20 protein-coding genes and 3 tRNA genes are annotated in these 24,868 nt (G+C 44.7%); 16 read left to right on the forward strand and 7 right to left on the reverse strand.

Features of this window, described 5'->3' with window-relative positions; genetic code table 11:
• Positions 1-98: 98 nt before the first annotated feature.
• The gene (locus tag NNC77_RS04665; RefSeq protein ID WP_022120778.1) at positions 99-1,277 is read right to left on the reverse strand and encodes a TlpA disulfide reductase family protein; all 1,179 of its coding nucleotides are present in this window, start codon (positions 1,275-1,277) and stop codon (positions 99-101) included.
• Between the two features lie 196 nt (positions 1,278-1,473).
• On the opposite strand from NNC77_RS04665, the gene pnp reads away from it, so the two are divergent.
• Entirely contained in the window at positions 1,474-3,792 is a 2,319-nt protein-coding gene (gene pnp / locus NNC77_RS04670) for a polyribonucleotide nucleotidyltransferase (protein WP_022120777.1), read from the forward strand.
• Between the two features lie 185 nt (positions 3,793-3,977).
• Here the strand turns inward: pnp and NNC77_RS04675 are convergent.
• Positions 3,978-4,051, reverse strand: a tRNA-Asn gene (locus NNC77_RS04675).
• Between the two features lie 50 nt (positions 4,052-4,101).
• A tRNA-Asn gene (locus tag NNC77_RS04680) sits at positions 4,102-4,175 on the reverse strand.
• 277 nt (positions 4,176-4,452) lie between these two features.
• Between NNC77_RS04680 and NNC77_RS04685 the strand changes: the two genes are divergently transcribed.
• The 14 genes from NNC77_RS04685 to NNC77_RS04750 all read left to right on the forward strand — a co-directional run bounded on the left by NNC77_RS04685 (position 4,453) and on the right by NNC77_RS04750 (position 20,266).
• A complete protein-coding gene (locus NNC77_RS04685) occupies positions 4,453-6,117 on the forward strand; it encodes a S41 family peptidase (RefSeq protein ID WP_153093589.1) in 1,665 nt (554 codons plus the stop codon).
• A 153-nt stretch (positions 6,118-6,270) separates the two neighbouring features.
• A complete protein-coding gene (rimP, locus tag NNC77_RS04690) occupies positions 6,271-6,738 on the forward strand; it encodes a ribosome assembly cofactor RimP (RefSeq protein WP_006849190.1) in 468 nt (155 codons plus the stop codon).
• Between the two features lie 3 nt (positions 6,739-6,741).
• Complete coding sequence (gene nusA / locus NNC77_RS04695) at positions 6,742-8,004, forward strand: transcription termination factor NusA (protein ID WP_022120775.1); 1,263 nt, start codon at positions 6,742-6,744, stop codon at positions 8,002-8,004.
• Between the two features lie 61 nt (positions 8,005-8,065).
• Positions 8,066-10,909, forward strand: coding sequence for a translation initiation factor IF-2 (infB, locus tag NNC77_RS04700; RefSeq protein ID WP_254970187.1), 2,844 nt, complete (start codon positions 8,066-8,068; stop codon positions 10,907-10,909).
• A gap of 138 nt (positions 10,910-11,047) precedes the next feature.
• Complete coding sequence (gene sufB, locus NNC77_RS04705) at positions 11,048-12,499, forward strand: Fe-S cluster assembly protein SufB (protein WP_022120773.1); 1,452 nt, start codon at positions 11,048-11,050, stop codon at positions 12,497-12,499.
• 24 nt (positions 12,500-12,523) lie between these two features.
• Complete coding sequence (locus NNC77_RS04710; RefSeq protein ID WP_203068626.1) at positions 12,524-12,907, forward strand: hypothetical protein; 384 nt, start codon at positions 12,524-12,526, stop codon at positions 12,905-12,907.
• 4 nt (positions 12,908-12,911) lie between these two features.
• Positions 12,912-13,667, forward strand: coding sequence for a Fe-S cluster assembly ATPase SufC (gene sufC / locus NNC77_RS04715; RefSeq protein WP_022120772.1), 756 nt, complete (start codon positions 12,912-12,914; stop codon positions 13,665-13,667).
• Between the two features lie 14 nt (positions 13,668-13,681).
• Positions 13,682-15,025 carry a Fe-S cluster assembly protein SufD gene (sufD, locus tag NNC77_RS04720; RefSeq protein ID WP_118255334.1) on the forward strand — a complete coding sequence of 448 codons (1,344 nt, stop codon included), beginning with the start codon at positions 13,682-13,684 and terminating at the stop codon, positions 15,023-15,025.
• Positions 15,026-15,061: 36 nt separating this feature from the next.
• Complete coding sequence (locus tag NNC77_RS04725) at positions 15,062-16,276, forward strand: aminotransferase class V-fold PLP-dependent enzyme (RefSeq protein WP_117695266.1); 1,215 nt, start codon at positions 15,062-15,064, stop codon at positions 16,274-16,276.
• A 434-nt stretch (positions 16,277-16,710) separates the two neighbouring features.
• Positions 16,711-17,319, forward strand: coding sequence for a ribonuclease HII (locus NNC77_RS04730; protein ID WP_254970188.1), 609 nt, complete (start codon positions 16,711-16,713; stop codon positions 17,317-17,319).
• A 751-nt stretch (positions 17,320-18,070) separates the two neighbouring features.
• Positions 18,071-18,559, forward strand: a complete 489-nt coding sequence (locus tag NNC77_RS04735) for a hypothetical protein (RefSeq protein WP_254970189.1) — start codon at positions 18,071-18,073, stop codon at positions 18,557-18,559.
• Positions 18,560-18,563: 4 nt separating this feature from the next.
• A complete protein-coding gene (locus NNC77_RS04740; RefSeq protein ID WP_254970190.1) occupies positions 18,564-19,100 on the forward strand; it encodes a hypothetical protein in 537 nt (178 codons plus the stop codon).
• A 343-nt stretch (positions 19,101-19,443) separates the two neighbouring features.
• Positions 19,444-19,908 (forward strand): hypothetical protein, encoded by a 465-nt coding sequence (locus NNC77_RS04745; RefSeq protein WP_254970191.1) that lies wholly within the window; start codon positions 19,444-19,446, stop codon positions 19,906-19,908.
• The gene (locus NNC77_RS04750; protein ID WP_254970192.1) at positions 19,901-20,266 is read left to right on the forward strand and encodes a hypothetical protein; all 366 of its coding nucleotides are present in this window, start codon (positions 19,901-19,903) and stop codon (positions 20,264-20,266) included. The genes NNC77_RS04745 and NNC77_RS04750 overlap by 8 nt, the downstream gene beginning before the upstream one ends.
• A gap of 177 nt (positions 20,267-20,443) precedes the next feature.
• On the opposite strand, the gene NNC77_RS04755 is transcribed toward NNC77_RS04750, so the two are convergent.
• Both NNC77_RS04755 and NNC77_RS04760 read right to left on the reverse strand, forming a co-directional pair.
• Entirely contained in the window at positions 20,444-22,018 is a 1,575-nt protein-coding gene (locus NNC77_RS04755; RefSeq protein ID WP_153139290.1) for a glycosyl hydrolase family 28 protein, read from the reverse strand.
• A gap of 235 nt (positions 22,019-22,253) precedes the next feature.
• Positions 22,254-22,338 (reverse strand) — tRNA-Leu (locus NNC77_RS04760).
• Positions 22,339-22,567: 229 nt separating this feature from the next.
• On the opposite strand from NNC77_RS04760, the gene NNC77_RS04765 reads away from it, so the two are divergent.
• Complete coding sequence (locus tag NNC77_RS04765; RefSeq protein ID WP_254970193.1) at positions 22,568-23,656, forward strand: mannose-1-phosphate guanylyltransferase; 1,089 nt, start codon at positions 22,568-22,570, stop codon at positions 23,654-23,656.
• Between the two features lie 80 nt (positions 23,657-23,736).
• On the opposite strand, the gene NNC77_RS04770 is transcribed toward NNC77_RS04765, so the two are convergent.
• Positions 23,737-24,138, reverse strand: coding sequence for an HIT family protein (locus NNC77_RS04770; protein ID WP_118063359.1), 402 nt, complete (start codon positions 24,136-24,138; stop codon positions 23,737-23,739).
• 185 nt (positions 24,139-24,323) lie between these two features.
• A complete protein-coding gene (gene greA / locus NNC77_RS04775) occupies positions 24,324-24,791 on the reverse strand; it encodes a transcription elongation factor GreA (protein ID WP_022120765.1) in 468 nt (155 codons plus the stop codon).
• Positions 24,792-24,868: the final 77 nt, after the last annotated feature.

A 24,868-nucleotide genomic window follows, 5' to 3' on the forward strand; every position in this document is an offset into this window, starting at 1 on the left:
ACAGAACTGACGTTAAAGAATAAGAGTTAGAAGCTGGAAGATGAAAAACCGAAACTGTTCTCTCCAAACTTCTAACTCCTGGTTATCTTATGGTTATCTTAAAGAAGGTTCTTGATGGCTGCCTCTATGTCCTTAATCTGTGCATCACGTGCCTGCAGGGTGTTGGTGCGGTCGATCAGGAAGAAGGTAGGAATGCTCTGGACATTGTAGAGAGCCAGACTCTTGCCCTGAATGCCATCTTCATCGCGTACGCAAATCCAAGGGATGGCAGCGGTAGAGGTCTTCCAGAAGTGCTCGTCAGGGTCTACTGATACCTGATAAATCTCCAGTCCGGCAGCATGATACTTGTTGTAGAGTTCACGCAACATCATGATGCGCTTGGTGCTCTCTTTGCTGGCGAAGAGATGGAAGTCGAGCAGTACCACCTTGCCCTTGAGGTCGGAGAGACGGCGTACCTGTCCCTTGTTGTCCTGAAGTGCAAGTTCGATGCATCCGTTTACGCTCACCTTGCTGGCCTCAATCTGCTGCTGTGCCATCTGGTTCTCGATGATGCGGATGTCCTTCATTCCCTCGATGGCGATATTGTGGAGGTTCTTGCCACGCTCAGCGCCAGGATAGTAGGTATCCCAACTGGTTGCTACGGCAGCAAATACCTTCACGTCGTCTTTGTTGTTGCGAGGGTTGAAGATAAGTGTATTCACATTGCCCAACTGTACCGTTTGGAAGAGCGCATAGTAAGCGTATGCCTTCATTGGCTCCTTGAAGATGTAGTTGGTCTTGATGTCCTGTTTGTAAGCCTGGAGCATGCGGCCTACGATGGATTCGATAGAATCGTTGCCGATGTTAGGATCTTTCACGAGCCCGTTGATATTGCTCTGGAGAGTCATCTGCTTAAGAGACAACTCTTTGATCTTGTTGCAGTTTTCAGAACCTTCCACTTCGTATTTGAAGCTCATCTGCGGATAAGCCGCCTTTACCTTGACGGTTTCTGTAGAATCGATGGAAAGATTGATGGTTTGGTTGGCGATGCGTAAGCGGTAGAACTCTGGGGTAACAGAGTCCATGGCAGCCTCGTCGAAGGCAAAGGCACCATCCTCGCCCAGTTTCACAGAGTCGATTTTCACAGGACCGTTCAGGCTGATGTTCTCCAAATAGAGCATAGAGTCCTGAGCCTCTGTGATATTGCCGTTGATGTGGAATTTCTTGTTGTTACAAGAAGTTAAAGCCAGTGCAGCTACCATAATCGCTGCCACTGAAAAGAGTCTAGTTATCTTCATGAATTTTATTATTTTGCAAAATTATCGAGTGCAAAGATAGTAATAAAATTGCGAATAATGCACCTTCTATAGATAAATTATTTAAAAAAGTGGAAAATAATTGCTTATTTATTTGTTTATTAATAATTAAAGAGGTATCTTTGCAGCGTTTTAGATATTTTAGATGTTAGACAAAACAATAAGTTTTTTAATTTAGATGAACGTAATTACAAAAAGTGTTCAGTTGCCTGATGGAAGAACCATCACAATTGAGACCGGAAAAGTTGCAAAACAGGCTGATGGTGCTGCGGTTCTCCGCATGGGTAACACAGTGCTTCTCGCAACTGTTTGTGCAGCAAAGGATGCAGTTCCGGGTACAGATTTTATGCCTTTGCAAGTAGATTATCGTGAGCAGTACAGTGCTGCAGGTCGTTTCCCTGGTGGTTTCACCAAGCGCGAAGGCAAAGCCAGCGATGAGGAAATCCTTACCTCTCGTCTTGTGGACCGTGCTTTGCGTCCACTTTTCCCTTCTAACTACCATGCAGAAGTTTACGTACAGGTAATGTTGCTCTCAGCCGATGGTGTTGACCAGCCAGATGCCCTCGCAGGTTTCGCTGCTTCAGCTGCCATGGCTTGTTCAGATATTCCTTTCGAGTACTATATCTCTGAGGTTCGTGTAGCTCGTATCAATGGTGAGTATGTTGTTAACCCTACATTCCAGCAGATGGAAGAGGCAGACATGGATATCATGGTTGGTGCTACCAAGGACAATATCATGATGGTAGAAGGTGAGATGAAGGAAGTTTCTGAGCAGGATCTCATTGGTGCCCTCAAGGTGGCTGCCGAGGCTATCAAGCCTATGTGCGAACTCCAGTATGAGTTGGCTAAGGAGAAGGGTACTGACGTGAAGCGTGAGTATGACCACGAGATCAACGATGAGGAACTCCGTGAGCAGATCAAGTCTGAGCTTTACAAGCCAGCTTATGATATCAATCATCAGGCTTTGGAGAAGCATGCACGTCAGGATGCTTTCGACAAGGTTTTGGCTGATTTCCTCGAGAAGTATGACGCTGCTCATACCGATCTTTCTGAGGAAGACTTGGAGGAGAAGCACGCTGAGGCTACCCGTTACTATGATGACGTAATGCGCGATGCTATGCGCCGTTGCATCCTCGACGAGGGCTTGCGCCTTGATGGCCGTGCTACTACAGAAATCCGCCCTATCTGGTGCGAGGTATCTCCACTCCCAATGCCTCACGGAAGCGCTATCTTCCAGCGTGGTGAGACAATGTCTCTCTCTACATGTACGCTCGGTACCAAGATGGACGAGAAGCTTATCGACGGTGTGCTCGAGAAGAGCTACCAGCGCTTCCTTCTTCACTATAACTTCCCTCCATTCTCTACAGGTGAGGCTAAGGCTCAGCGCGGTGTAGGCCGTCGTGAGATTGGTCACGGTCACTTGGCATGGCGTGGTTTGAAGGGTCAGATTCCTACAGACTTCCCTTACACCGTACGTTTGGTAAGCCAGATCTTGGAGTCTAATGGTTCTTCTTCTATGGCTACTGTTTGTGCCGGTACTCTCGCCCTGATGGATGCAGGTGTTCCTATGAAGAAGCCAGTTTCTGGTATCGCTATGGGTCTTATCAAGAACCCAGGTGAGGACAAGTACGCTATCCTCAGTGATATCCTCGGTGATGAGGACCACTTGGGTGATATGGACTTCAAGACCACTGGTACCCGCGATGGTTTGACCGCTACACAGATGGATATCAAGTGTGATGGTTTGAGCTTCGAGATTCTTGAGGAGGCTTTGATGCAGGCTAAGGCTGGTCGTGAGCACATCCTCAACTGCATGATGGAGACAATCTCTGAGCCACGTGCTGAGATGAAGCCACAGGTTCCACGTATCGTAGCATTCGATATCCCTAAGGAGTTCATCGGTGCTGTTATCGGCCCTGGTGGTAAGATTATCCAGCAGATGCAGGAGGATACTGGTGCGACAATCACTATCGAGGAGACTGATGGTAAGGGTCACGTCCAGGTATCTGCTCCTAACAAGGATTCTATCGATGCAGCTTTGGCTAAGATTAAGGCTATCGTAGCTGTTCCTGAGGTTGGTGAGGTTTACGAGGGTACTGTCCGTTCTATCATGCCTTACGGTTGCTTCGTAGAGATTCTCCCTGGTAAGGATGGTTTGCTCCACATTTCTGAGATTGATTGGAAGCGTCTTGAGACAGTTGAAGAGGCTGGCATCAAGGAAGGCGACAAAATCAAGGTGAAGTTGATGGAGATTGATCCTAAGACTGGCAAGTACAAACTTTCTCATCGTGTATTGATGGAGAAGCCAGAGGGTTATGTAGAGCGTGAGCGTCGTCCACGTCCTGAGCGCGGTGAACGTCGCGGTCGTCGTGATGATCGTCATGAAGGTCGTGGTGAGCGTCCAGCTCGTCAGCCACGTCGTTACGAGCATCGTAATGATGAGCAGGCTCCTAAGGAGTTCAACGACTCTTTGGATCACAACAATGATGTAGAATAATCTGCGTATTAGACACATTATTATATATAAAGGCACATTCCGCATAGGAATGTGCCTTTTTTAAATAGTACTTTCTCTAATTATTGCCGGATATTGTATTTGTATATGGGAATGGAGAATGTAAAGTGTGGATCATGTAGGGATAAACAAAAAGAGTCACAAGTAAAACTTGTGACTCTTTTCTGCGCTTCAAGATGGGCTTGAACCAACGACCCCCTGATTAACAGTCAGGTGCTCTAACCAACTGAGCTATTGAAGCAATTTGCTATGAAAGAAGATGAGTTACGAGGCTAACCTGAAACTCTCTTGCGCTTCAAGATGGGCTTGAACCAACGACCCCCTGATTAACAGTCAGGTGCTCTAACCAACTGAGCTATTGAAGCGTTTTTTTTTTCTGTAAAGAACATGACGTTCCTTATTTGCGTGTGCAAAAGTACTAACTTTTCTTCATTCTGCCAAATTTTTTGCTGACTTTTTTCGCTTTTTCCCTAAAAAAGTGTATTTTTTCTTATCTTTGTGCCACTTTTTGCCTATTTTATGGTGTTTTTCGCAAAGAAATGAGTACTTTTGTGGTCGAAATCTTCTCCCGAGGGCGAATGCCGTGAAGAGGGGGAGGAAATAACCAATAAGTTGAATCATATACAATTAAATAAGGTAACAATGAAAAGAATACTGTTCTCCTTGCTTATGGTGCTCCTGGCAGTTCCTACTTTTGCCCAGGTTGACAAAGATCATGACTTCAAAGCCGCAAAGAATATGGAAATATTCAATGCCATCTACAAGAATCTCGATTTGATGTATGTTGATACGCTCGATGCTGAAGTTGTGGTCGGAAATGGTATCAATGCCATGTTGCGTAGTCTCGACCCTTATACTACCTATTATCCTGAGCAGAAGATGAAGGAACTCAAGAACCTGCTCACCGGCAAGTATGCGGGTGTAGGTGCGGTGATACGCTACAATTTCCAGTTGCAGCGCGTCTGTATCAGCGAGCCTTACGAGAATATGCCTGCTGCAGAAGTGGGACTGAAGAAGGGTGACATCATCCTGAGTATTGATGATGAGGATATGACCAATAAGGAGGTGAGCTATGTCAGCGATCATCTTCGTGGTGACCCGGGTTCTTCTTTCATGCTGAAAGTTAAGCGTCCAAGTACAGGCAAGACGATGAAGGTGAAGGTAACACGCCGTACCATCCAGTTGCCGTTCTTGCCTTATTATGGCATGTTGGAGGGTAACATCGGTTACATCAACTTCAATTCCTTTACCGAGCAGTCTGCCAAGGAAGTGCGTCGTGCTTTCATCGATTTGAGAAAGCAAGGAGCCAAGAGTCTTGTCTTCGATCTGCGTAATAATGGTGGTGGTTCTGTTACCGAAGCGGTCAGCATCATCAATATGTTCTTGCCTAAAGGTAAGACAGTCTTGGAGATGAAGGGAAAGTTGCAGCGTTCTAATCATGTTTATAAGACCACGGTTGAACCGATAGATTCCGTTATGCCGATGGTGGTATTGGTGAACGAGAATTCAGCCAGTGCCAGTGAAATCATGAGCGGCAGTCTGCAGGATTATGACCGTGCTGTAATATTAGGTACGCGCACGTATGGAAAGGGATTGGTGCAGACTACCATGGATTTGCCTTATAACGGACAGGTGAAACTTACTACTGCTAAATATTTCATTCCTAGCGGTCGATGCGTTCAGGCACTCAACTATAAGCACGATAAGGGTGGTTATGTGGAGCATGTTCCCGACTCTCTTACCAAGGTGTTCTATACCGCAGGTGGCAGAGAAGTGAGAGATGGAGGTGGCGTGAAGCCGGATGTAGAAGTAAAGCCTGATTCTTTGCCAAACATCGCCTTCTATCTGGCTGGTGCCCGCGACAGTAATGAGGTGATGCTTAATTATGAGGTGGATTATATCGCCAAGCATCCTGCTATTGCTCCTGCGAAGGAATTCTCGCTGACCGATGCCGACTATGATGAATTCAAGACACGCGTGTTGAAGGCTAACTTCCAGTACGACCGTGAAACAGAAAAGTATCTCAAGGACTTGGAAAAACTCGCTAAGTTTGAAGGCTACTACGATGATGCCAAGGCAGAGTTTGAGGCTTTGAAGAAAAAGCTGAGCCATAATGTGGCAAAGGATCTGGATTATAACAAGGATTACATCAAGCATCTGTTGGAAAATGACATCGTTTCTGCCTATTATTTCCAGCGCGGTGCCATCCAGAATTCCATGCGTTATGACAAGCAGATTAAGGAAGCAGTAAAATTGCTGAATTCTCCATCAGAATACGAAAAAATACTGCATCCTGTGAAGAAATAAGTACAAAAACGTGCACAATCGATTAAAAATGTGCACGTTGCGAATAAAAAGTTGCATTTTTTTTGGCTAATCACAAAAATATTTGTAATTTTGCAACGTTCAGTGGAATGAGGGGCTCACAAGAGTTCCTCATTTTATTTTAATAAGGTATATATGATTGATAAAAACGTCGTAAAAAAATTAGTTGAAGAATGGCTCCAAGATAAAGAATATTTCTTGGTAAGCATTGAAATCAGTCCCGACGATAGAATCGTTGTTGAGATTGACCATGCCGATGGAGTATGGATTGAGGATTGTGTTGCCTTGAGTAAGTATATTGAGGATCATTTGAACCGTGACGAGGAAGACTATGAGCTCGAAGTTGGCTCTGCAGGCTTGGGTCAACCGTTCAAAGTTCCGCAGCAGTATATCAATTTCATTGGCAAGGAGGTAGAGGTGCTTGATGCCGACGGCAAGAAGGTGAAGGGTATCTTGAAAGCTGTTGAAGGAAATGACTTCACAGTTGGCGTTGAAGAAAAGGTAAAGGTTGAAGGTAAAAAACGTCCGGTTAAGCAGGAGGTTGATCACGTTTACCAGATGGATAAAGTAAAATATACAAAATACATAATTAGTTTCAATTAAGTTATGGCTAAAAAAGAGCAAGAATTGACAGCGAGTATGATTGATACATTCCGCGAGTTTAAAGAAACAAAGAATATCGACCGTACTACATTGGTAAGTGTATTGGAGGAGAGCTTCCGTAATGTACTTGCCAAGATTTTTGGTAGTGACGAAAACTTTGATGTCATCGTGAACCCTGACAAGGGTGACTTCGAAATTTATCGCAACCGTATAGTTGTTGCTGATGGCGAAGTTGAAGATGAAAATAAGGAAATTACACTTTCTGAGGCTCGTAAGATTGAGCCGGATTACGAGGTTGGTGAGGATGTAAGTGAGACGGTTGACTTCAATAAGTTTGGTCGTCGTGCCATCTTGACTCTTCGTCAGACTTTGGCTTCCAAGATTCTTGAGTTGGAGCATGATTCACTCTACAACAAATACAAGGATCGCGTAGGTCAGGTTATCTCTGGTGAGGTTTATCAGGTTTGGAAGCGCGAGGTTCTGATTGTAGATGATGAGAACAACGAGCTCATGTTGCCTAAGACTGAGCAGATTCCTGGTGATACTTACCGCAAGGGTGAAACTGTTCGTGCGGTCATCCTTCGTGTAGACAACGAGAACAATAATCCAAAGATTATCTTGAGCCGTACTGCTCCAATCTTCCTGCAGCGTCTGTTGGAGGCTGAGGTTCCTGAGATTGCAGACGGTCTGATTGCAATCCGCCGTATCGCCCGTCTTCCGGGAGAGCGTGCTAAGATTGCTGTTGAAACATTCGATGAGCGTATCGACCCGGTTGGCGCATGTGTAGGTGTTAAGGGTAGCCGCGTTCACGGTATCGTTCGCGAACTTTGCAACGAGAATCTCGATGTCATCAACTACTCAAGCAATACCAAACTCTTCATTCAGCGTGCGTTGGCTCCAGCCAAGGTTTCTTCAATCAATGTTGATGATGAGAACAAGAAAGCAGAGGTTTACTTGCAGCCTGAGGAAGTTAGTTTGGCTATCGGCCGTGGCGGTATGAACATCAAACTGGCTTCTATGCTTACAGAATATACCATCGACGTATTCCGTGAGGTAGACGAGAATGAGGCCGATGAGGATATCTACTTGGATGAGTTCTCTGATGAGATTGACCAGTGGGTTATCGATGCTATCAAGGGCATCGGTCTTGATACTGCCAAGCAGGTACTCAATGCACCTCGCAACTTGCTGATTGAGAAGGCCGACCTCGAAGAGGAGACCGTTGATCATGTACTCAGTGTGTTGCGCGCCGAATTCGAACAATAATTCCCTTGCCAGCGAGTGCTTGCAGGGAATCTAACTTTAAAAATAGGAGAATAAATAATTTATGAGCATCAGATTAAATAAAGCACTACGTGAATTAAATATAGGACTTCAGACGGCAGTTGAATTCCTAGAGAAAAGAAAAGACCTGGGAGATGTCAAGGCAGAACCGAGCTTCAAACTCACCGACCAGCAATACAAGGCATTGAATGATGCCTTCAGTCAGGACAGAGAGGTTCGTGATCAGGCTGAGAAACTCTTTACCAAAAAAGCAAAAGATAAGAAGCGTGCGCCAGAGCAGAAGGACAATCGCGCTGAAAGCTTGTTGGAGTCTAATGGACAGCAGCAGTATAAGCCGCTGGGAAAGATTGACTTGGACAATATCGGTAAGAAGCCTGCTGCAGAGTCTGTTGCGGAAAAGCCTGAGACTGCTGCCGTCAGTCCTGAGCAGAAGAAAGACGCTCCTAAGGCTGAGCAAAAGAAGGAACAGAAGCCACAACAGGCTTCTCAGCATAAACAGCAAATGAAACAGGAAAATCATCAGAAATCACAGCAGTCAAACGCTCAGATGAATAAGCAGAATGCTCCTCAGGGAAAGAAAGAGCATCATCATGCTAAGAATGAAACTGCACAGCATTCTGCTGGCGCAGCAGACAACAGCGTGTTTACTCTCAAGAGTGAGAAGAAGTTTACTGCTAATGAGCCTAAGGTGTTGGGCAAGATAGATTTGTCTTCTCTCAACCAGAGCACTCGTCCTAAGAAGAAAACCAAGGAGGAGCGCCGCAAGGAACGTGAGGAGAAAATGGCTCAACAGCACAATGAGCGCAAAAAGCGTGTTCGTATCAACAAAGAACGTGTTGACATCAATGCCGAAGCTAAGAATAATGGCGGAGGTAATGGCAACAACGGCGGTAATAACAAGAAGAATAAAAACCGCAACAGAAATAATAACAATAATAATCGCGGCAATAACAACAACCGCGGCAACCAGCGCCAGATCGAGGTTGATGACGAGGCTGTAGCACGCCAGGTTAAGGAGACTCTTGCACGTTTGACCAGCAAGAGTCAGAACAAGAAGGGTGCTAAGTACCGTAAGGAGAAGCGTGAGGCTGTTCAGGAGAAGTTGCAGGATCAGGCTCGTCAGGAGCAGAAGGAAAGCAAGACCCTGAAACTTACTGAGTTCGTTACCGTTAGCGAGTTGGCTACGATGATGGATATCAGCGTTACTCAGGTTATCTCTACCCTGATGGGTGTAGGTATCATGGTTTCTATCAACCAGCGCCTGGATGCAGAGACCATCAACATGGTAGCTGAGGAGTTCGGTTTCAAGACCGAATACGTGAGTGCCGAGGTTCAGGAGGCCGTGAGCGAGGAAGTGGATGATGAGAACGACTTGGTTCCACGTGCTCCAATCGTAACCGTCATGGGTCACGTTGACCACGGTAAGACCTCTTTGCTCGACTATATCCGCAATACCAATGTGATTGCCGGTGAGGCAGGTGGTATTACCCAGCATATCGGTGCCTATAGTGTGACCCTGAAAAGCGGTCGCAAGGTAACCTTCCTTGATACTCCAGGTCACGAGGCGTTTACCGCCATGCGTGCCCGTGGTGCCCAGGCTACCGATATCGCCATCATCATCATCGCAGCCGATGACTCTGTGATGCCTACTACCAAGGAGGCTATCGCTCATGCGCAGGCTGCCGGTGTGCCTATGGTATTCGCAATCAACAAGATTGATAAGCCAGGTGCTAACCCAGACCGTATCCGTGAGGACTTGGCTAACATGAACCTGCTCGTTGAGGAGTGGGGTGGTAAGTATCAGTGCCAGGAAATCAGTGCCAAGAAGGGTATCGGTGTTCACGATTTGCTCGACAAGGTGCTCCTCGAGGCTGACATGCTCGACTTGAAGGCTAACCCTAACCGTCGTGCTACAGGTACCATCATCGAGTCTTCTCTCGACAAGGGTCGTGGATATGTTTCTACCATATTGGTTGCCAACGGTACCTTGAAGGTAGGCGACATCGTACTCGCCGGTACTTCTTGGGGTCGTGTCAAGGCGATGTTCAATGAGCGTAATGCCAACATCAAGTCAGCAGCTCCTGCTGAGCCAGCTATCATCCTCGGTTTGAACGGTGCGCCTACTGCAGGTGACCAGTTCCACGTAATCGAGACAGAGCAGGAGGCTCGCGAAATCGCCAACAAGCGTGAGCAGTTGCAGCGTGAGCAGGGCTTGCGTACTCAGAAGCGCTTGACCTTGGGTGATATTTCTCACCGTATCGCACGTGGTGAGTTCCACGAGTTGAACGTCATCGTGAAGGGTGATACCGACGGTTCTGTTGAGGCTTTGAGCGACTCATTCATCAAGCTTTCTACCGAGAAGGTTCAGGTGAACGTGGTGAACAAGGCTGTGGGTCAGATTTCAGAGAACGACGTGATGCTGGCATCTGCTTCAGATGCAGTCATCGTTGGTTTCCAGGTTCGTCCATCTGCCGATGCTCGTAAGGCTGCCGACCGTGAGGGTGTTGAAATCAACACATACTCTATCATCTACGATGCTATCGACGATATCAAGAGTGCGATGGTTGGTATGCTCGACAAGGTGAAGAAGGAAATCGTTACCGGTCAGGTTGAGGTTAAGCAGACCTTTAAGATTTCTAAGGTGGGTACTATTGCCGGTGGTCTCGTTACCGAGGGTAAGGTACACGCTAAGGATAAGGCTCGCGTCATCCGTGACGGTATCGTGATACGTACTGCTGAAATCGGTGCCTTGAAGCGTTACAAGGACGATGTCAAGGAGGTGGTTACCGGTATGGAATGCGGTTTGAGCCTCGTCAACTACAACGATATCCAGGAGGGCGACGTTATCGAGACCTTCACTGAGATCGAGGTAGAGCAGAAGCTTTAATAAAGTGAAGAGTGAAGAACGAAAAGTGAAGAATTCATTTGTTTTTCGCTCTATCATATATATAATAAGGTAGGGATGAGTCCTCAGCGGCTTATCCCTATTTAGGGTTAAAATAACGAAAGGTTATTCTAAATAACAATGGCAGAAATAGAGAAAGAACAGAATCAGGTTGTCAAGGATGTGATAGACCAGAAATACGAGTATGGTTTTACCACCGATGTACATACTGAAATCATAGAAAAGGGTCTCAACGAGGATGTTGTGCGCCTGATCTCGCAGAAGAAGGGAGAGCCAGACTGGATGCTCGAATTTCGTCTGAAAGCCTACAATTACTGGAAGACGCTCAAGGAGCCAAAGTGGGGACACGTTCACGTGCCACCTATTGACTACCAGGAGATTTCATACTATGCCGACCCTTTGGCAAAGAAGCCAAAAAACAAGGAGATTGATCCTGAGCTGGAGAAGACATTCGATAAACTCGGTATTCCTCTGGAGGAGCGTCTGGCTTTGAGCGGTACCGCCGTAGATGCCATCATGGACTCTGTGTCGGTAAAGACTACTTTCAAGGAGAAACTCCGTGAAAAGGGCGTCATCTTCTGCAGTATCGGTGAGGCTGTGAAGGAGCATCCTGATTTGGTAAGAGAGTATCTGGGAACCGTAGTTCCTTATCGTGATAACTTTTATGCAGCCTTGAACAGTTGTGTTTTCAGTGATGGCTCATTCGTTTATATTCCTAAGGGCGTCCGCTGCCCGATGGAGTTGAGCAGTTACTTCCGCATCAATGCCCGTAACACCGGTCAGTTTGAGCGTACATTGATTATCGCTGATGATGATGCTTACGTTTCTTACCTGGAGGGATGTACAGCGCCAATGCGTGATGAGAACCAGCTCCATGCAGCTATCGTAGAGATTATAGTCAAGGATAATGCTGAGGTGAAATACTCTACTGTTCAGAACTGGTATCCTGGTGATGAGCATGGTAAGGGTGGTGTGCTGAACCTGGTAACCAAGCGAGGTGACTTGCGTGGTGTGAACTCTAAGTTGAGCTGGACTCAGGTAGAGACCGGTTCGGCTATTACATGGAAGTATCCTTCCTGTATCTTGCGTGGCGACAACTCTGTAGCTGAGTTCTACAGCGTGGCTGTTACCAACAACTATCAGGAGGCTGATACCGGTACCAAGATGATTCACATGGGTAAGAATACCAAGAGCACCATCATTTCGAAGGGTATCTCGGCTGGTCATAGCCAGAACTCCTATCGTGGTCTGGTTCGTGCTACATCCAATGCCGACAATGCGCGCAACTACAGTTCCTGCGACTCCTTGTTGCTGGGCAGCGATTGTGGAGCGCATACCTTCCCATATATGGATGCCCATAACGACACAGCCGTGTTCGAGCATGAGGCAACTACCTCGAAGATTTCAGAAGACCAGCTCTTCTATTGCAATCAGCGAGGTATTCCTACCGAGGAGGCTGTCGGCTTGATCGTAAACGGTTATGCCAAGGATGTGCTCAACAAGTTGCCTATGGAGTTTGCCGTAGAGGCTCAGAAACTCCTCAGTGTTTCACTCGAAGGCACCGTTGGCTAAGAATAATAAGAAAGAGAGGTGGTTATGAAAAGAATGTTGTTGATGTTATTGTTAGTTGATAGCTTGAACTTAACGGCTCAAGACCTTTTCAATCATCAAAAAAATGGCTTGACGGCACAGCAAGATTCCATCGTTGCATCTTTTGTTGCGAAATGCAAGCAAGAGCAAAATGTGTATCTTCGTTGTGGTCGATATTGTCATGTTGATGAGTCTGACCCTACATTGACCAAGTCCATTATGCAGACATCGAGTTATGTTCTGCAGATGAAGGGTAAAGTCATACGACCAGGTGAGTGCTCATTTTGGGTACTAGACCCTCCTTCGTTGTTTGTGCAATGGGGCTGGGAGAAGCCACCATCTTTCTTTGAAGAGTTTTGTTCCAATATTTTGAACGCATTTTTTAAGTAATAATATGTTAGAGGTAAAGAATCTGCATGCTACTATTGCAGGCAAAGAAATATTGAAAGGTATCAACCTGACTATTAACGATGGTGAGATACACGCTATCATGGGACCTAACGGTTCCGGTAAGTCAACCTTGAGCGCTGTGCTTACAGGTAACCCTCTCTATACCGTAACCGAGGGTGAGGCTATCTTCAACGGCAAGAACCTCCTGGATATGAAACCAGAGGACCGTGCCCGTGAAGGCTTGTTCCTCTCTTTCCAGTATCCGGTGGAGATTCCTGGTGTATCCATGACCAACTTCATGCGTGCGGCTATCAATGCCAAGCGTGAGTATCAGGGTTTGGAACCATTGAATACAAGCGAATTCATGAAGCTGATGCGTGAGAAACGCGAGTTGGTGGAATTGGACAGCAAGTTGGCTCGCCGTTCAGTAAACGAAGGTTTCTCGGGTGGTGAGAAGAAGCGCAACGAGATTTTCCAGATGGCTATGCTGGAGCCAAAGCTCTCTATCCTCGATGAAACCGACTCTGGTCTCGACGTGGATGCGATGCGTATTGTAGCAGATGGTGTGAACAAGATGCATACCGACAAGACTTCAGCCATCGTCATCACTCACTATGAGCGTCTGCTCGATATGATTAAGCCAAGTGTGGTTCACGTTCTCTATAAGGGTAGAATCGTGAAGACAGCCGGTCCTGAACTTGCCAAGGAGATTGAGGCTCGTGGCTATGACTGGATCAAGGCAGAAGTAGATGAGAAATAATAGGGAGGATGGCTATGCATTCAGAAAAACAATATTTAGACTTGTATCAGTCTTCTTCGAGAATAATCAAGAAGAACAGTGCTGAGGTGCTCAATGCGGTGCGCGATGCTGCGTTTGAGAACTTCCGTCGCTTGGGCTTCCCTTCCCGAAAGGTAGAAAGATACAAGTACACAGATATGAGCGCCATCTTCGAGCCAGATTATGGCTTGAACTTGAATCGTCTGGAAATTCCGGTAGATCCATACGAGGCTTTCCGCTGCGATGTGCCTAACCTGAGCACTTCGCTCTACTTCGTTGTAAACGATGCTTTTTATAACAAAGCATTGCCTAAAGTAGAGCTTCCGGAGGGCGTAATCGTGGATTCTTTGAACAAGATTGCTGCAGAAAACCCTGAATTCATCGGGAAATACTACGCTAAGATTGCCAAAACCGATGAAGATGGCATCACCGCATTGAATACATTCCTGGCACAGGATGGCTTGCTTATCTACGTACCAAAGAACGTGAAGGTGGAGCGAACCATTCAGGTCATCAATATTCTCCGTTCGGATGTTGATTTGATGGTAAACCGCCGTGTTCTCATCGTCATGGAACAGGGTGCTGAGGCTAAATTCCTCTTCTGCGACCATGCAGCCGATGACAAGAACTTCCTCGCAACCCAGGTAATCGAGGCTTATGTTGGCGAGAATGCCAGTCTCGACCTCTATTGTCTGGAGGAGACTCATTACAAGAACCGCCGTGTCAGCAACGTTTATATCGAGCAGCAGGCTAACAGCCGCGTGAACCATAACGTTATCACGCTTCATAACGGTATTACCCGCAACCGTCTTGACCTCGTATTCAAGGGCGAGGGAGCTGAGTGCTTCTGCAATGGTTGTGTGATTGCCGACAAGAACCAGGTGGTTGATAACAATACGCTCATCGATCATCAGGTGGGTCATTGTACCAGCAACGAACTTTATAAGTATGTGCTCGATGGTGAGGCACGTGGTGCTTTCGCCGGCAGAGTATTGGTTCGTCATGGTGCCCAGAAAACTGTTTCTCAGGAAACCAACCAGAACCTCTGTGCTACGAAGACTGCCCGTATGTTCACCCAGCCGATGCTGGAGATTTATGCCGATGATGTGAAGTGTGCGCACGGTAGTACTGTAGGTCAGCTCAACGATGCCGCATTGTTCTATATGCAGCAGCGTGGTGTGAGCCGCGAGGAGGCTAAGTTGCTCCTTCAGTTTGCATTTATCAACGAAGTCATCGACAAGATGGAGCTGGAGCCATTGCGCGATCGCCTACATCATCTCGTAGAGAAGCGATTCCGTGGTGAACTCAATAAGTGTGAGGGCTGCAAGCTTTGCAAGTAGATAATATCCTTTTAAAGGAGTTAAGTTCTTAAAAATATGTATGATATCAATCAAGTAAGAGCAGATTTCCCGATTTTATCGAGAAAGGTCTATGATAAGCCATTGGTGTATCTGGATAATGCGGCAACCACGCAGAAGCCATTGTGCGTGCTCGATGCCATGCGCGACGAGTATCTCAATGTAAATGCCAATGTGCATCGTGGTGTTCACTATCTCTCTCAGCAGGCTACCGACCTTCATGAGGCAGCCCGCGAAACTGTGCGCAAGTTTATCAATGCGCCGAAGGTTGAGGAAGTCATCTTTACCCGTGGCACTACAGAGAGTCTGAATCTCGTGGTTTCATCGTTCTGCGATGCCTTTATGAGCGAGGGCGACGAGGTGATTATCTCTACCATGGAGCATCACTCCAATATCGTGCCTTGGCAGTTGCAGGCTGCCAAGAAGGGAATCGCTATCCGTGTAATCCCTATCAACGATAAAGGTGAGATTAACCTCGATGAATTCGCCAATTTATTTACCGAACGCACCAAAATCGTGAGCATTGCCCAGGTGAGCAACGTGCTCGGTACGGTGAATCCGGTAAAAGAGATGATAAAGATAGCTCATGAGCACGATGTACCTGTCATGGTGGATGGCGCTCAGAGTACTCCTCATTTTGCTGTGGATGTACAGGATATGGATTGCGATTTCTTCGCTTTCAGCGGACATAAGATTTATGGTCCTACCGGTATCGGTGTGCTTTACGGCAAGGAAGAATGGCTCGACAAGTTGCCTCCTTATCAGGGCGGTGGCGAAATGATTGAGAGCGTAAGTTTCGAGAAGACTACTTTCGAGAAGTTACCTTTCAAGTTCGAGGCTGGTACTCCTGATTATGTAGCTACCCATGGTTTGGCAAAGGCCATCGATTATGTCTCTGCACTCGGCATGGATAACATTGCCAAGCACGAGCAGGAACTCACCCGTTACTGCATGGAGCAGATGCGAACCATCGATGGAATCAGACTTTTTGGTGAACAGGAGGGCAAAGATGCCGTTGTCAGCTTCTTGGTTGGTGATATTCATCACATGGATATGGGCACCTTGCTCGACCGCCTGGGCATCGCTGTACGTACCGGTCATCACTGTGCTCAGCCTTTGATGGATCGTTATGGCATTCTCGGCACCGTTCGTGCCAGCTTTGCCCTATATAATACAAAGGAAGAAATAGATGCGCTTGTAGCGGGCGTAAAACGCGTGGCTATGATGTTCTAAAGATAAAGACTTTTTAGCCGCATACTGCGCACGTAAAAGCCTTATTTAGCCAACTGGCGAGCGAAAGACAACCTACTGGCAAGCAAAGAACAGCCAACTGGCGCTACTGCGGACAGTTGGCTGTTTGCGTTTGGCAGTTATCAGAAAGTTGAGGTTGGAATGCCCAAATACTCTTCACTCTTCACCCTTTTGCCGTAACGTATTGTTATACTGATACTTACGCGCTGAAGAGACGCTCTGACTCTTCACCCACTCTTCACCCTCTCTTCACCGCCTGGTGCTATGAGGGTGAAGAGTAGGTGAAGAGTAGGTGAAGAGTAGGTGAAGAGTGGGTGAAGAGTTAAAATGCCCTTATCTTTGTAACTACCCTATAATTAGGCGGTTACAAAATAGAGGTGAAGAGTGAAGAGATAAACGTAAAATTCATCATAATTATGTTAGAAAGTCATTATTATAAGGATATGGTAGAGGCTGGCTGCGATGAGGCTGGCAGAGGATGTTTGGCTGGCAGCGTATATGCTGCAGCCGTCATTCTTCCTCCCGGTTATCAGAATGCCGATTTGAACGACAGTAAGAAACTCACAGATAAGAAGCGCAAGGCGCTCCGCGAGCAGATAGAGCGTGATGCTGTAGCTTGGGCTGTGGGCATTGTTACTCCCGAAGAAATCGATAAAATTAATATCCTCAACGCCAGTTTTCTGGCTATGCACCGTGCCCTGGACCAGCTCAAGGTTCGTCCGGAGGCAGTTATCGTGGATGGTAACCGCTTCAAACCCTACAAGGATTTGCCTTATACAACCATCGTAAAGGGTGACGGCAAGTATCTGTCTATTGCAGCTGCCAGCATCCTTGCCAAGACCTATCGTGATGATTACATGGATGCGCTGGCAGAAGAATACCCACAATACGATTGGAAAAGCAACAAGGGCTATCCTACCAAGAAGCATCGTGCTGCCATCAGGGAATTTGGTGTTACCCCATATCATCGCATGAGTTACAATCTTTTGGGCTCCGGTGAACTGTCCATCGATTTTGAGGAATAATATACTGTCGCCATGAAGCATTTGAGGTGGGATATTTTATAGGAGGATATGCGGGCAGTGGCTTTGCTTCTGTTCCTTTATCTATATGTGGTGGTATTGCTGTTGAGTATTTAGGAGGCGGGTTTGGTTCACTTATGGGAGGACTGATTTATGATGCATTGTATTAAAAACGTCAATATAAAAATGAAATTGTTTGAGAATAGAATATTATATTCTTTCTACTGTTTTGAGCAGTGGATTGATGGCTCGTTTCATATGTTGTTTCGTGGTGTCAAGGTTTGGTCGATGAAAAAAATGTATAATTTAAATCCATTTGGTTATATAAAAAACGAAACAAATCTTTGGACGAATATGTCAATAATGTTTATTTGGCTGCTAATGAGGCTGCTGGAAATTTAGATTATGGTTTGAGAATATCACATGCTCAGGGCTTCTTGGGCGTACTGTTGGGACCATATATGATGCTAGCAGTTTCTCTTGTTAAATATTTTGGTCCAGTCAATATACCAAATACAAGTTTTAAGGTGTTTGTTTTGGTATGTTTGGGCGTGTCATATCTGATAGCTTATTTGTCAGCTTTCAAGGATGATGTGTATAAAGCATATTTCAAGAAGTTTAAAAAGGAAAAGAATGATTTGAAATGGCACGTCCTAACGTTTTTTGTGTGTCTTGGTTCCTTATACTCGGTTTATTTATCCATTGTATATTGGAATAAATAGGTAAAATGTGATGCTTTGATATGATGCTAGATATGGCTAAACGAGTAATGAATACAATCGGTAGTGTATATCGTATGTACCTAGACGATGGGAGAAAGGTCTATTTTCAATATGTGGCGATAGATAGATCTATGTTGAATAGTGGAGTCTTCCGAGTGTTTAAAAAGAAGTATTCGCAAGATGATGTTGAAGATATCGAAGAGATAGTTCGTGGAGAAGTATGGTTCTATACTCATACTTCTCTGCGACCAGCTATACGTGATGGATGTTGGAAAAAAATAGGTAGTAGTAGGTTTTGGGGTGATACAACCAATATAAAGTTTCGTTTGTATTCGGAAGGTAATACAAGCCATCTGACTGTATCCCACAAGTGGTATGTCTGGACTATTAATCAAGAAAATATCCATATAGGGGATTTGACAGGTGAGTATAAAAAATATGATATGGGTTGGCTTTATCCGCCTTCTTTTGTTTGTACAAAAATAAAGACAGGCAAGTATCCTAATCATGAGTTGGAATAGAAAAATGAAGCAGAGATTTACTCGATTATTATATTCTTTCTACTGTTTTGAAGTGTGGAGCAATAATTTAGCGGATAAATTATTTAGTTCATTGATGAACAAAGCTTACGAACTTACATATAAATGGGATCCGTTTAGCCTTATAAATAAGGAAAAAACGACATTGGAAGAATATATAGCATGGCGCAAACGTATATCTAAGAATGTTGTATATAATTTAGATTACGGTGTTAGTATGATGTATGCTAAACCCATATTTGGAATTTTGTTTGGGGCTTATATAATGTTGTTTGTCTCCTTGGTTAGGCATTTGGGATTAGTCGTTATACCAGACGCTTATTTTGAAATATGCGTGATAATATGCTTGGGCTTATCGAGCTTGATTGCTTATTTGTCCGCATTCAAAGATAATGTATATAAAGTATATTTTAAGAAGTTCAAAAAGGAAAAAAACAATAAAAAATGGCACTTCATAACGTTATGTGTGTTTCTGGGTTCTTTGTATGCTGCTTATTTGTCCATAGTGCTTTGGGTGAAGTAGGTGCAGTCTAATTTGATATAAATGTCGTAATTTTGCAAAACATGGCTAAGAAAAGAATTCAAAATAGAGTAGGAGACATCTATTATGTGACGTTGGAAGATGGTGCAAGAATCTATCTTCAGTATGTAGCAATAGATACGGAACAATTGTATTCGCCAGGCAATACGAATCATCTAACAGTGTCACACAAGTGGTATGTGTGGACTATTAATCAGAAATATATACATATAGGTGATTTAGTGGGAGAATATAAATCGTATAGTATGGGATTTGTTTATCCTCCTTACGCTGTTTATCAGAAGATAATAACAGGGAAGTACCCTTTTCACGAATTGAAATAAAAATGAAAAAGTTATTCATATTTAACGTATTCTTGATGATTCTGTATTTGGTTTCATCTTGCTTACCATTTGGTTATTACAAAAGAAGTGTGGAGTTTAAAAATTGCACAGGTGATACATTAATTATAGGACATTCTTACTTTGATGCCATTGATAGTGTGCATTGTCAGATATTGCCTGCTTATGATATACCTTGTGTGGAGGAATTTGATACCATTAATGTTCCTGTAAACAAAGAATTATCTTTACGAGGTATTATGGCTGTCTTCCCTGATTCAACGTGTTGTGAGGATTCGGTATATTTGTTTTCAAGGAAAGATACGTGCTATTTATTTTTGATTAAATTCGAGGATGTAAAGCGCAATTCTTGGAAAGAAATTTGTGAAAAAAAACTATATCATAAGTGGATGGTTATTCGAGGTAAGAGTGGATTTGTTTATAGAAATATAAGATACGAATATGAGTGACTTAAAAAACATAGCCAAGATATTCGGAATCCTCTTGATTGTCTTTGGGTGGTTCTTCTATGAGTTTCGCTTGTATGAAACAGATGATGATGTAAAGAAGCAGATTCTTGACGAGGAAGTACCCAAGGCTTATGTATTTCGTGTTGTTTCGTGCAAGGAATATAGAGGTTTCTCTTTTGTTGGTGTAGATCCTCATGGAGATACAATCCATGAGAATCTATCTGCCTTTTGGGATTTGTATCAAAAATACCAAAAGGACGATCGAATTGTAAAGAGAAAAGGGGAGAAAACGCTCCTCTTGATTCATCATGCAGATACAGCTTGTATTCATTTATCTTATAAACAAAATGACTTATAGGTGATATGGAAGATTTTGTCTGCTCATGAAGACTTTTTCTACCGCTTTGTCGGTATGACGAGGGAAGGGAAGAAGGTGAAGAGTGAAGACATGTACTATAAGCAGAAATGCCGCCCTAACTGCCATTTTTGATGGGGTTAGGACGGCATTATAAATGTTTTGTCTGATGAATGTCGGTTAGAAATCGAGGGTGATACCCTTTTCGTCAATCTTCTTGTATGTCTTGTCGTTGACAGTCACATTCTTCGAGTTCTTTGCATCGAAGGTGTGATTCTTTGCACTAACCTTGATGTTTTCGAGCTTCACGCCGTCAGTACGGTTGATGACGATACCATACTCTGCATTGTTTACCTCCATATCCTTGATGTGGATGTTGCTTACCGGCATCTCTGGGAGACCGTTGAAGTAAGCTGCACGACGGGCTGTGCGGCAGATGACATGGTTGATGTCGATATTGCGGAAGCAAGGTGTTGTCTCGTCTACCTTGAACTTCTGTACCTTCTGGCTCTTAGCCTCATCGCCATCGTTGAGAACCTCAACGGCAGACTTGCCACCATAGTAAAGGTCGAAGGTGATGACATCTGTCTGGATATCAAACATTGACATGTTGTCGATGTAGATATTCTCTACTACACCACCACGACCGCGGGTACTCTTGAAACGGAGACCTACATCGGTGCCGAGGAACTGGCAGTCGCTCACCTTGATATTCTTTACGCCACCACTCATCTCGCTGCCAACAACGAAACCACCATGACCCTTGAATACGGTACAGCCGTTTACGATGACATTCTCGCAAGGAATGCCGCGCTTTCTTCCGTCAGCATCCTTACCACTCTTGATGCAGATACCATCATCGCCTACATCGAAAGTAGAATTGACGATGAGTGCATTCTTGCAGCTCTCCAGGTCAAGACCATCACCATTCTGAGCGTAAGAAGGGTTGCGGACTAATACATCTTCTATAAGAACGTTCTCGCACATCAGCGGATGGATGTTCCATGCAGGTGAATTCTGGAAGATGACACCATTGAGCCAAACGTTCTTGCAGCTTACGAGACTGATCATTACAGGGCGGAGGAAACGCTTGATCTCATTCCATTCTTCTTCTGAAGCTGGAGTTTTAGGCACATTCATGTTGGCACTGTTGTCTGCCTTCAATGCACCTTCTGATGGGAACCAGTAGTCAGCTCTCTTGAATGCACCGCCACGTGAAGTAATCTGCTTCCACTGTGCAGCGGTAACCTTCTGCTTCTTCAATGGGCGCCAGTATTCTCCGTTTCCGTCAATGCAACCCTGACCGGTAATTGCCACGTTGGTAAGATGATGACCAGAGATAGGCGACTGGCAGCGGCGTGTATCCAGACCCTCAAACGATGTTTCTATAAAAGGGTAGAGGGCATCATCTGGTGAGAAAAGGATGACTGCACCTTTTTCGAGATGCAGGTTGATATTGCTCTTCAAAACGATAGGACCTGTGAACCATACGCCCTGTGGAACGATGAGTTTGCCGCCGCCTTTCTGAGTCAGCGCATCGATAGCCTTGGCAAAGGCTGTGGTACAGAGAGAAGAGCCATCGCCAATGGCACCAAAGTCCTTGAGATTTACCTCATTGGCTGGGAATTGCGGACGGGTTACCTTTTCCATCTGGAATGGCAGATTCTCATATAGAGCATCATACTTTTTGATGTCGGTTGCCTGGGCACTTAGCGCCAACAAGCAAGCACATACCATGCTAAAAAATTTCTTCATCTATTTTTTCGGTTTGTTGGGTTATTATATATAAGTTATTTCTTCTGCAAAGATAAATATTATCTTTTGAAAAGCCAAAAATAGAAAGGCTTATTCTAAATAAATCGTTGTAAACGTTTTCGTGAAGTGGGTGATATGATAAGATATAAGTGGATATATAATGATGTTATAAATGCGTATATATATAATAAGGTATATAAACGAAAAAAGGAGAGAAGTGAACTTCTCTCCATCTTGGTACCCAGACCCGGGATCGAACCGGGATGGATTGCTCCACTGGTGTTTGAGACCAGCGCGTCTACCGATTCCGCCATCTGGGCAAATACCACCTTGCTTATTTGCGGTTGCAAAGGTACTAATAATTTTTGAACTGACAAACTTTTTGGTGACTTTTTTTCCTAAAAATGCATTTTTAATGCAGAAACATTAAATTTTTGTTGTTTTTATAGTCCACTTTATTAAATTTCAAGAAAATCTTTGGCACTTTCACGGATAATCACTAACTTTACAGATGAATTTTGAAAACCAACAAAATATTAGACTCAAGATATGAAGAGTAACGGAAATAATTATTGTGTGATATTGGCGGGAGGTAAGGGCCGCAGACTCTGGCCTTGCAGCCGCAGCAACTATCCGAAGCAGTTTGTCGACTTCTTTGGAGTAGGGCGCACCCAGCTTCAGCAAACCTTTGACCGTATGGCAAAGATTGTGCCTGCCGACCATATATACATCAACACAAATGAAGAATATGTTCAACTGGTAAAGGAACAGTTGCCTGAGGTTCCTGCAGAACGGATATTGGCGGAACCTATTCATCGCAATACGGCACCTAGCATGGCATGGGCCAATCATCGCATCTCGATGCTCAATCCTGATGCCTGCATCATCGCCACTCCTTCGGATCAGGCTATCTTCAATGAAGATGCTTTCCGGGAAAACGTATTGGAAGGTCTGGCTTTTGTGGCTGAACATGACCGTTTCCTGACGATGGGTGTGAAGCCAACCCGTCCTGAACCTGGATATGGATATATTCAGATGGGTGAAGCTATCGGCAACGGATTGTACAAGGTGCAGTCGTTTACAGAGAAACCGGAAAGAGAGTTTGCCAAGATTTTTGTAGAGAGTGGAGAGTTCTATTGGAATACGGGTTTATTCCTTTCTAATGTGAAGTATCTGCGTGAGTGTTTCTGCAAGATTCTGCCCCCTGTACTCCGTGATTACGATAAACAGTATCCGGAATTCAGTGTGGAGACTGAGAACGCTTACATGAAGGAGAGTTTCTCTTCTTATCCGAATATCTCTGTAGATTTCGGAGTGCTTGACAAACCTAGCAATGTCTATATGATGAAGTGTGACTTCGGCTGGGCTGATCTGGGTACCTGGCACAGTATCTACGAGGCGATGCAGAAGAGCAGCGATGACAACGTGGTGATTGACAGCGATGTGATGATGGAGAATTGTCACAACAATGTAATCAAGTTGCCTAAAGGAAAGCTGGCTGTATTGAACGGACTGGATGGTTTCATAGTAGCCGAGAATGACAATGTATTGTTGATATGCAAGAAAGAAGATTCTTCTGCCCTGGTGCGTAAATATGTAAACGAGGTGCAGATGAAGAAAGGCGATGAGTTCGTCTAAGCAAGAGCTTATGAAATAAAGATATAAAAAGAGCTGCGAAGCATATTCGCAGCTCTTTTTCTGTTTGGAACTTCTTGCATTTAAAGTTTCTTGAATTCTGTATAAATCTTATCAGCAATTTCCTTGAACTCTTCCTCTGTGAGTTTGAGATGCTCCTTGCGGAAGTTTACATCAGCTTCGCTGTTCATAGGGATGAGGTGGATATGGGCATGAGGAACCTCCAGACCCAAAACAACCTGCGCCACTTTCTTGCATGGGAAGGCTGCCTTGATAGCCTTGGCTACCTTCTTGGCGAAAACCTCAAACTCAGCCAGGTCTTTGTCTTCCATATCGAAGATGTAATCAACCTCCTTGCGGGGAATTACCAGAGTATGACCTTTGCCGATAGGGCTAATGTCGAGGAAAGCATAGAACTTGTCGCTTTCTGCACACTTGTAGCTAGGAATCTCTCCTGCTGCAATCTTTGAAAAAATGCTTGCCATAATCGCTAATCAATTTATAATTAATAATTTATAATTTACAATTCATATTTTCTTATTCTCTTTTTGGTGTCGTTGCATCGGCTACTTTCATTTTCTGTAGAATATATCGGGTAGGCTTACATATAACATAAAAGGAACCGTCATACGGGCATCGCTGCCGATATGATAGTTCCTTTTATTCCGTTTTATTCAAATGAAATCTTGTCGATGCGAAGGTTGATGGTGCCGCGAGGAATCTTGATTTCTGCAATCTCACCTACCTTCTTGTTGAGCAATCCCTGTGCGATAGGAGTCTTGATGGAAATCTTGCCTTCCTTCAAGTTTGCCTCGCTCTCGCTCACGATGGTATAAGTCATCTTTGCCTTGTTAGCCATGTTGGTCATCTCTACCTTCGACATAATCTGCACGCTGTCGGTGCTGAGCTGCTTGGTATCGATAATCTTGGCCTCGGCAATGGTGAGCTTCAGGCGATTGATCTTATCTTCCAGATGAGCCTGTGCCTCTTTAGCGGCATCATACTCAGAATTCTCACTTAAATCACCCTTGTCGCGGGCTTCAGCAATTGCGGCTGATGCCTTAGGGCGCTCTACAGATACGAGCTGTTTCAGCTCAGCTACGAGTTTGTCGTAGCCTTCTTGTGACATGTAAGCCATAATTTTCTTGTTGTTTTAATGTTATTAATAATCGGTTGGCAAGTAGCATAAAAAATAAAGAATTCCAGTGCCAGTGG

The organism is Segatella copri (assembly GCF_024330485.1).
In the GTDB taxonomy this organism is placed as follows: Bacteria; Bacteroidota; Bacteroidia; order Bacteroidales; family Bacteroidaceae; genus Prevotella; species Prevotella copri_L.

Bases quoted from the DNA above. Each gene is read 5' to 3' on its own strand.
- NNC77_RS04665 (WP_022120778.1), bottom strand. From the start codon at position 1,277: ATGAAGATAACTAGACTCTTTTCAGTGGCAGCGATTATGGTAGCTGCA.
- pnp (WP_022120777.1), top strand. From the start codon at position 1,474: ATGAACGTAATTACAAAAAGTGTTCAGTTGCCTGATGGAAGAACCATC.
- NNC77_RS04685 (WP_153093589.1), top strand. From the start codon at position 4,453: ATGAAAAGAATACTGTTCTCCTTGCTTATGGTGCTCCTGGCAGTTCCT.
- rimP (WP_006849190.1), top strand. From the start codon at position 6,271: ATGATTGATAAAAACGTCGTAAAAAAATTAGTTGAAGAATGGCTCCAA.
- nusA (WP_022120775.1), top strand. From the start codon at position 6,742: ATGGCTAAAAAAGAGCAAGAATTGACAGCGAGTATGATTGATACATTC.
- infB (WP_254970187.1), top strand. From the start codon at position 8,066: ATGAGCATCAGATTAAATAAAGCACTACGTGAATTAAATATAGGACTT.
- sufB (WP_022120773.1), top strand. From the start codon at position 11,048: ATGGCAGAAATAGAGAAAGAACAGAATCAGGTTGTCAAGGATGTGATA.
- NNC77_RS04710 (WP_203068626.1), top strand. From the start codon at position 12,524: ATGAAAAGAATGTTGTTGATGTTATTGTTAGTTGATAGCTTGAACTTA.
- sufC (WP_022120772.1), top strand. From the start codon at position 12,912: ATGTTAGAGGTAAAGAATCTGCATGCTACTATTGCAGGCAAAGAAATA.
- sufD (WP_118255334.1), top strand. From the start codon at position 13,682: ATGCATTCAGAAAAACAATATTTAGACTTGTATCAGTCTTCTTCGAGA.
- NNC77_RS04725 (WP_117695266.1), top strand. From the start codon at position 15,062: ATGTATGATATCAATCAAGTAAGAGCAGATTTCCCGATTTTATCGAGA.
- NNC77_RS04730 (WP_254970188.1), top strand. From the start codon at position 16,711: ATGTTAGAAAGTCATTATTATAAGGATATGGTAGAGGCTGGCTGCGAT.
- NNC77_RS04735 (WP_254970189.1), top strand. From the start codon at position 18,071: ATGGCTAAACGAGTAATGAATACAATCGGTAGTGTATATCGTATGTAC.
- NNC77_RS04740 (WP_254970190.1), top strand. From the start codon at position 18,564: ATGAAGCAGAGATTTACTCGATTATTATATTCTTTCTACTGTTTTGAA.
- NNC77_RS04745 (WP_254970191.1), top strand. From the start codon at position 19,444: ATGAAAAAGTTATTCATATTTAACGTATTCTTGATGATTCTGTATTTG.
- NNC77_RS04750 (WP_254970192.1), top strand. From the start codon at position 19,901: ATGAGTGACTTAAAAAACATAGCCAAGATATTCGGAATCCTCTTGATT.
- NNC77_RS04755 (WP_153139290.1), bottom strand. From the start codon at position 22,018: ATGAAGAAATTTTTTAGCATGGTATGTGCTTGCTTGTTGGCGCTAAGT.
- NNC77_RS04765 (WP_254970193.1), top strand. From the start codon at position 22,568: ATGAAGAGTAACGGAAATAATTATTGTGTGATATTGGCGGGAGGTAAG.
- NNC77_RS04770 (WP_118063359.1), bottom strand. From the start codon at position 24,138: ATGGCAAGCATTTTTTCAAAGATTGCAGCAGGAGAGATTCCTAGCTAC.
- greA (WP_022120765.1), bottom strand. From the start codon at position 24,791: ATGGCTTACATGTCACAAGAAGGCTACGACAAACTCGTAGCTGAGCTG.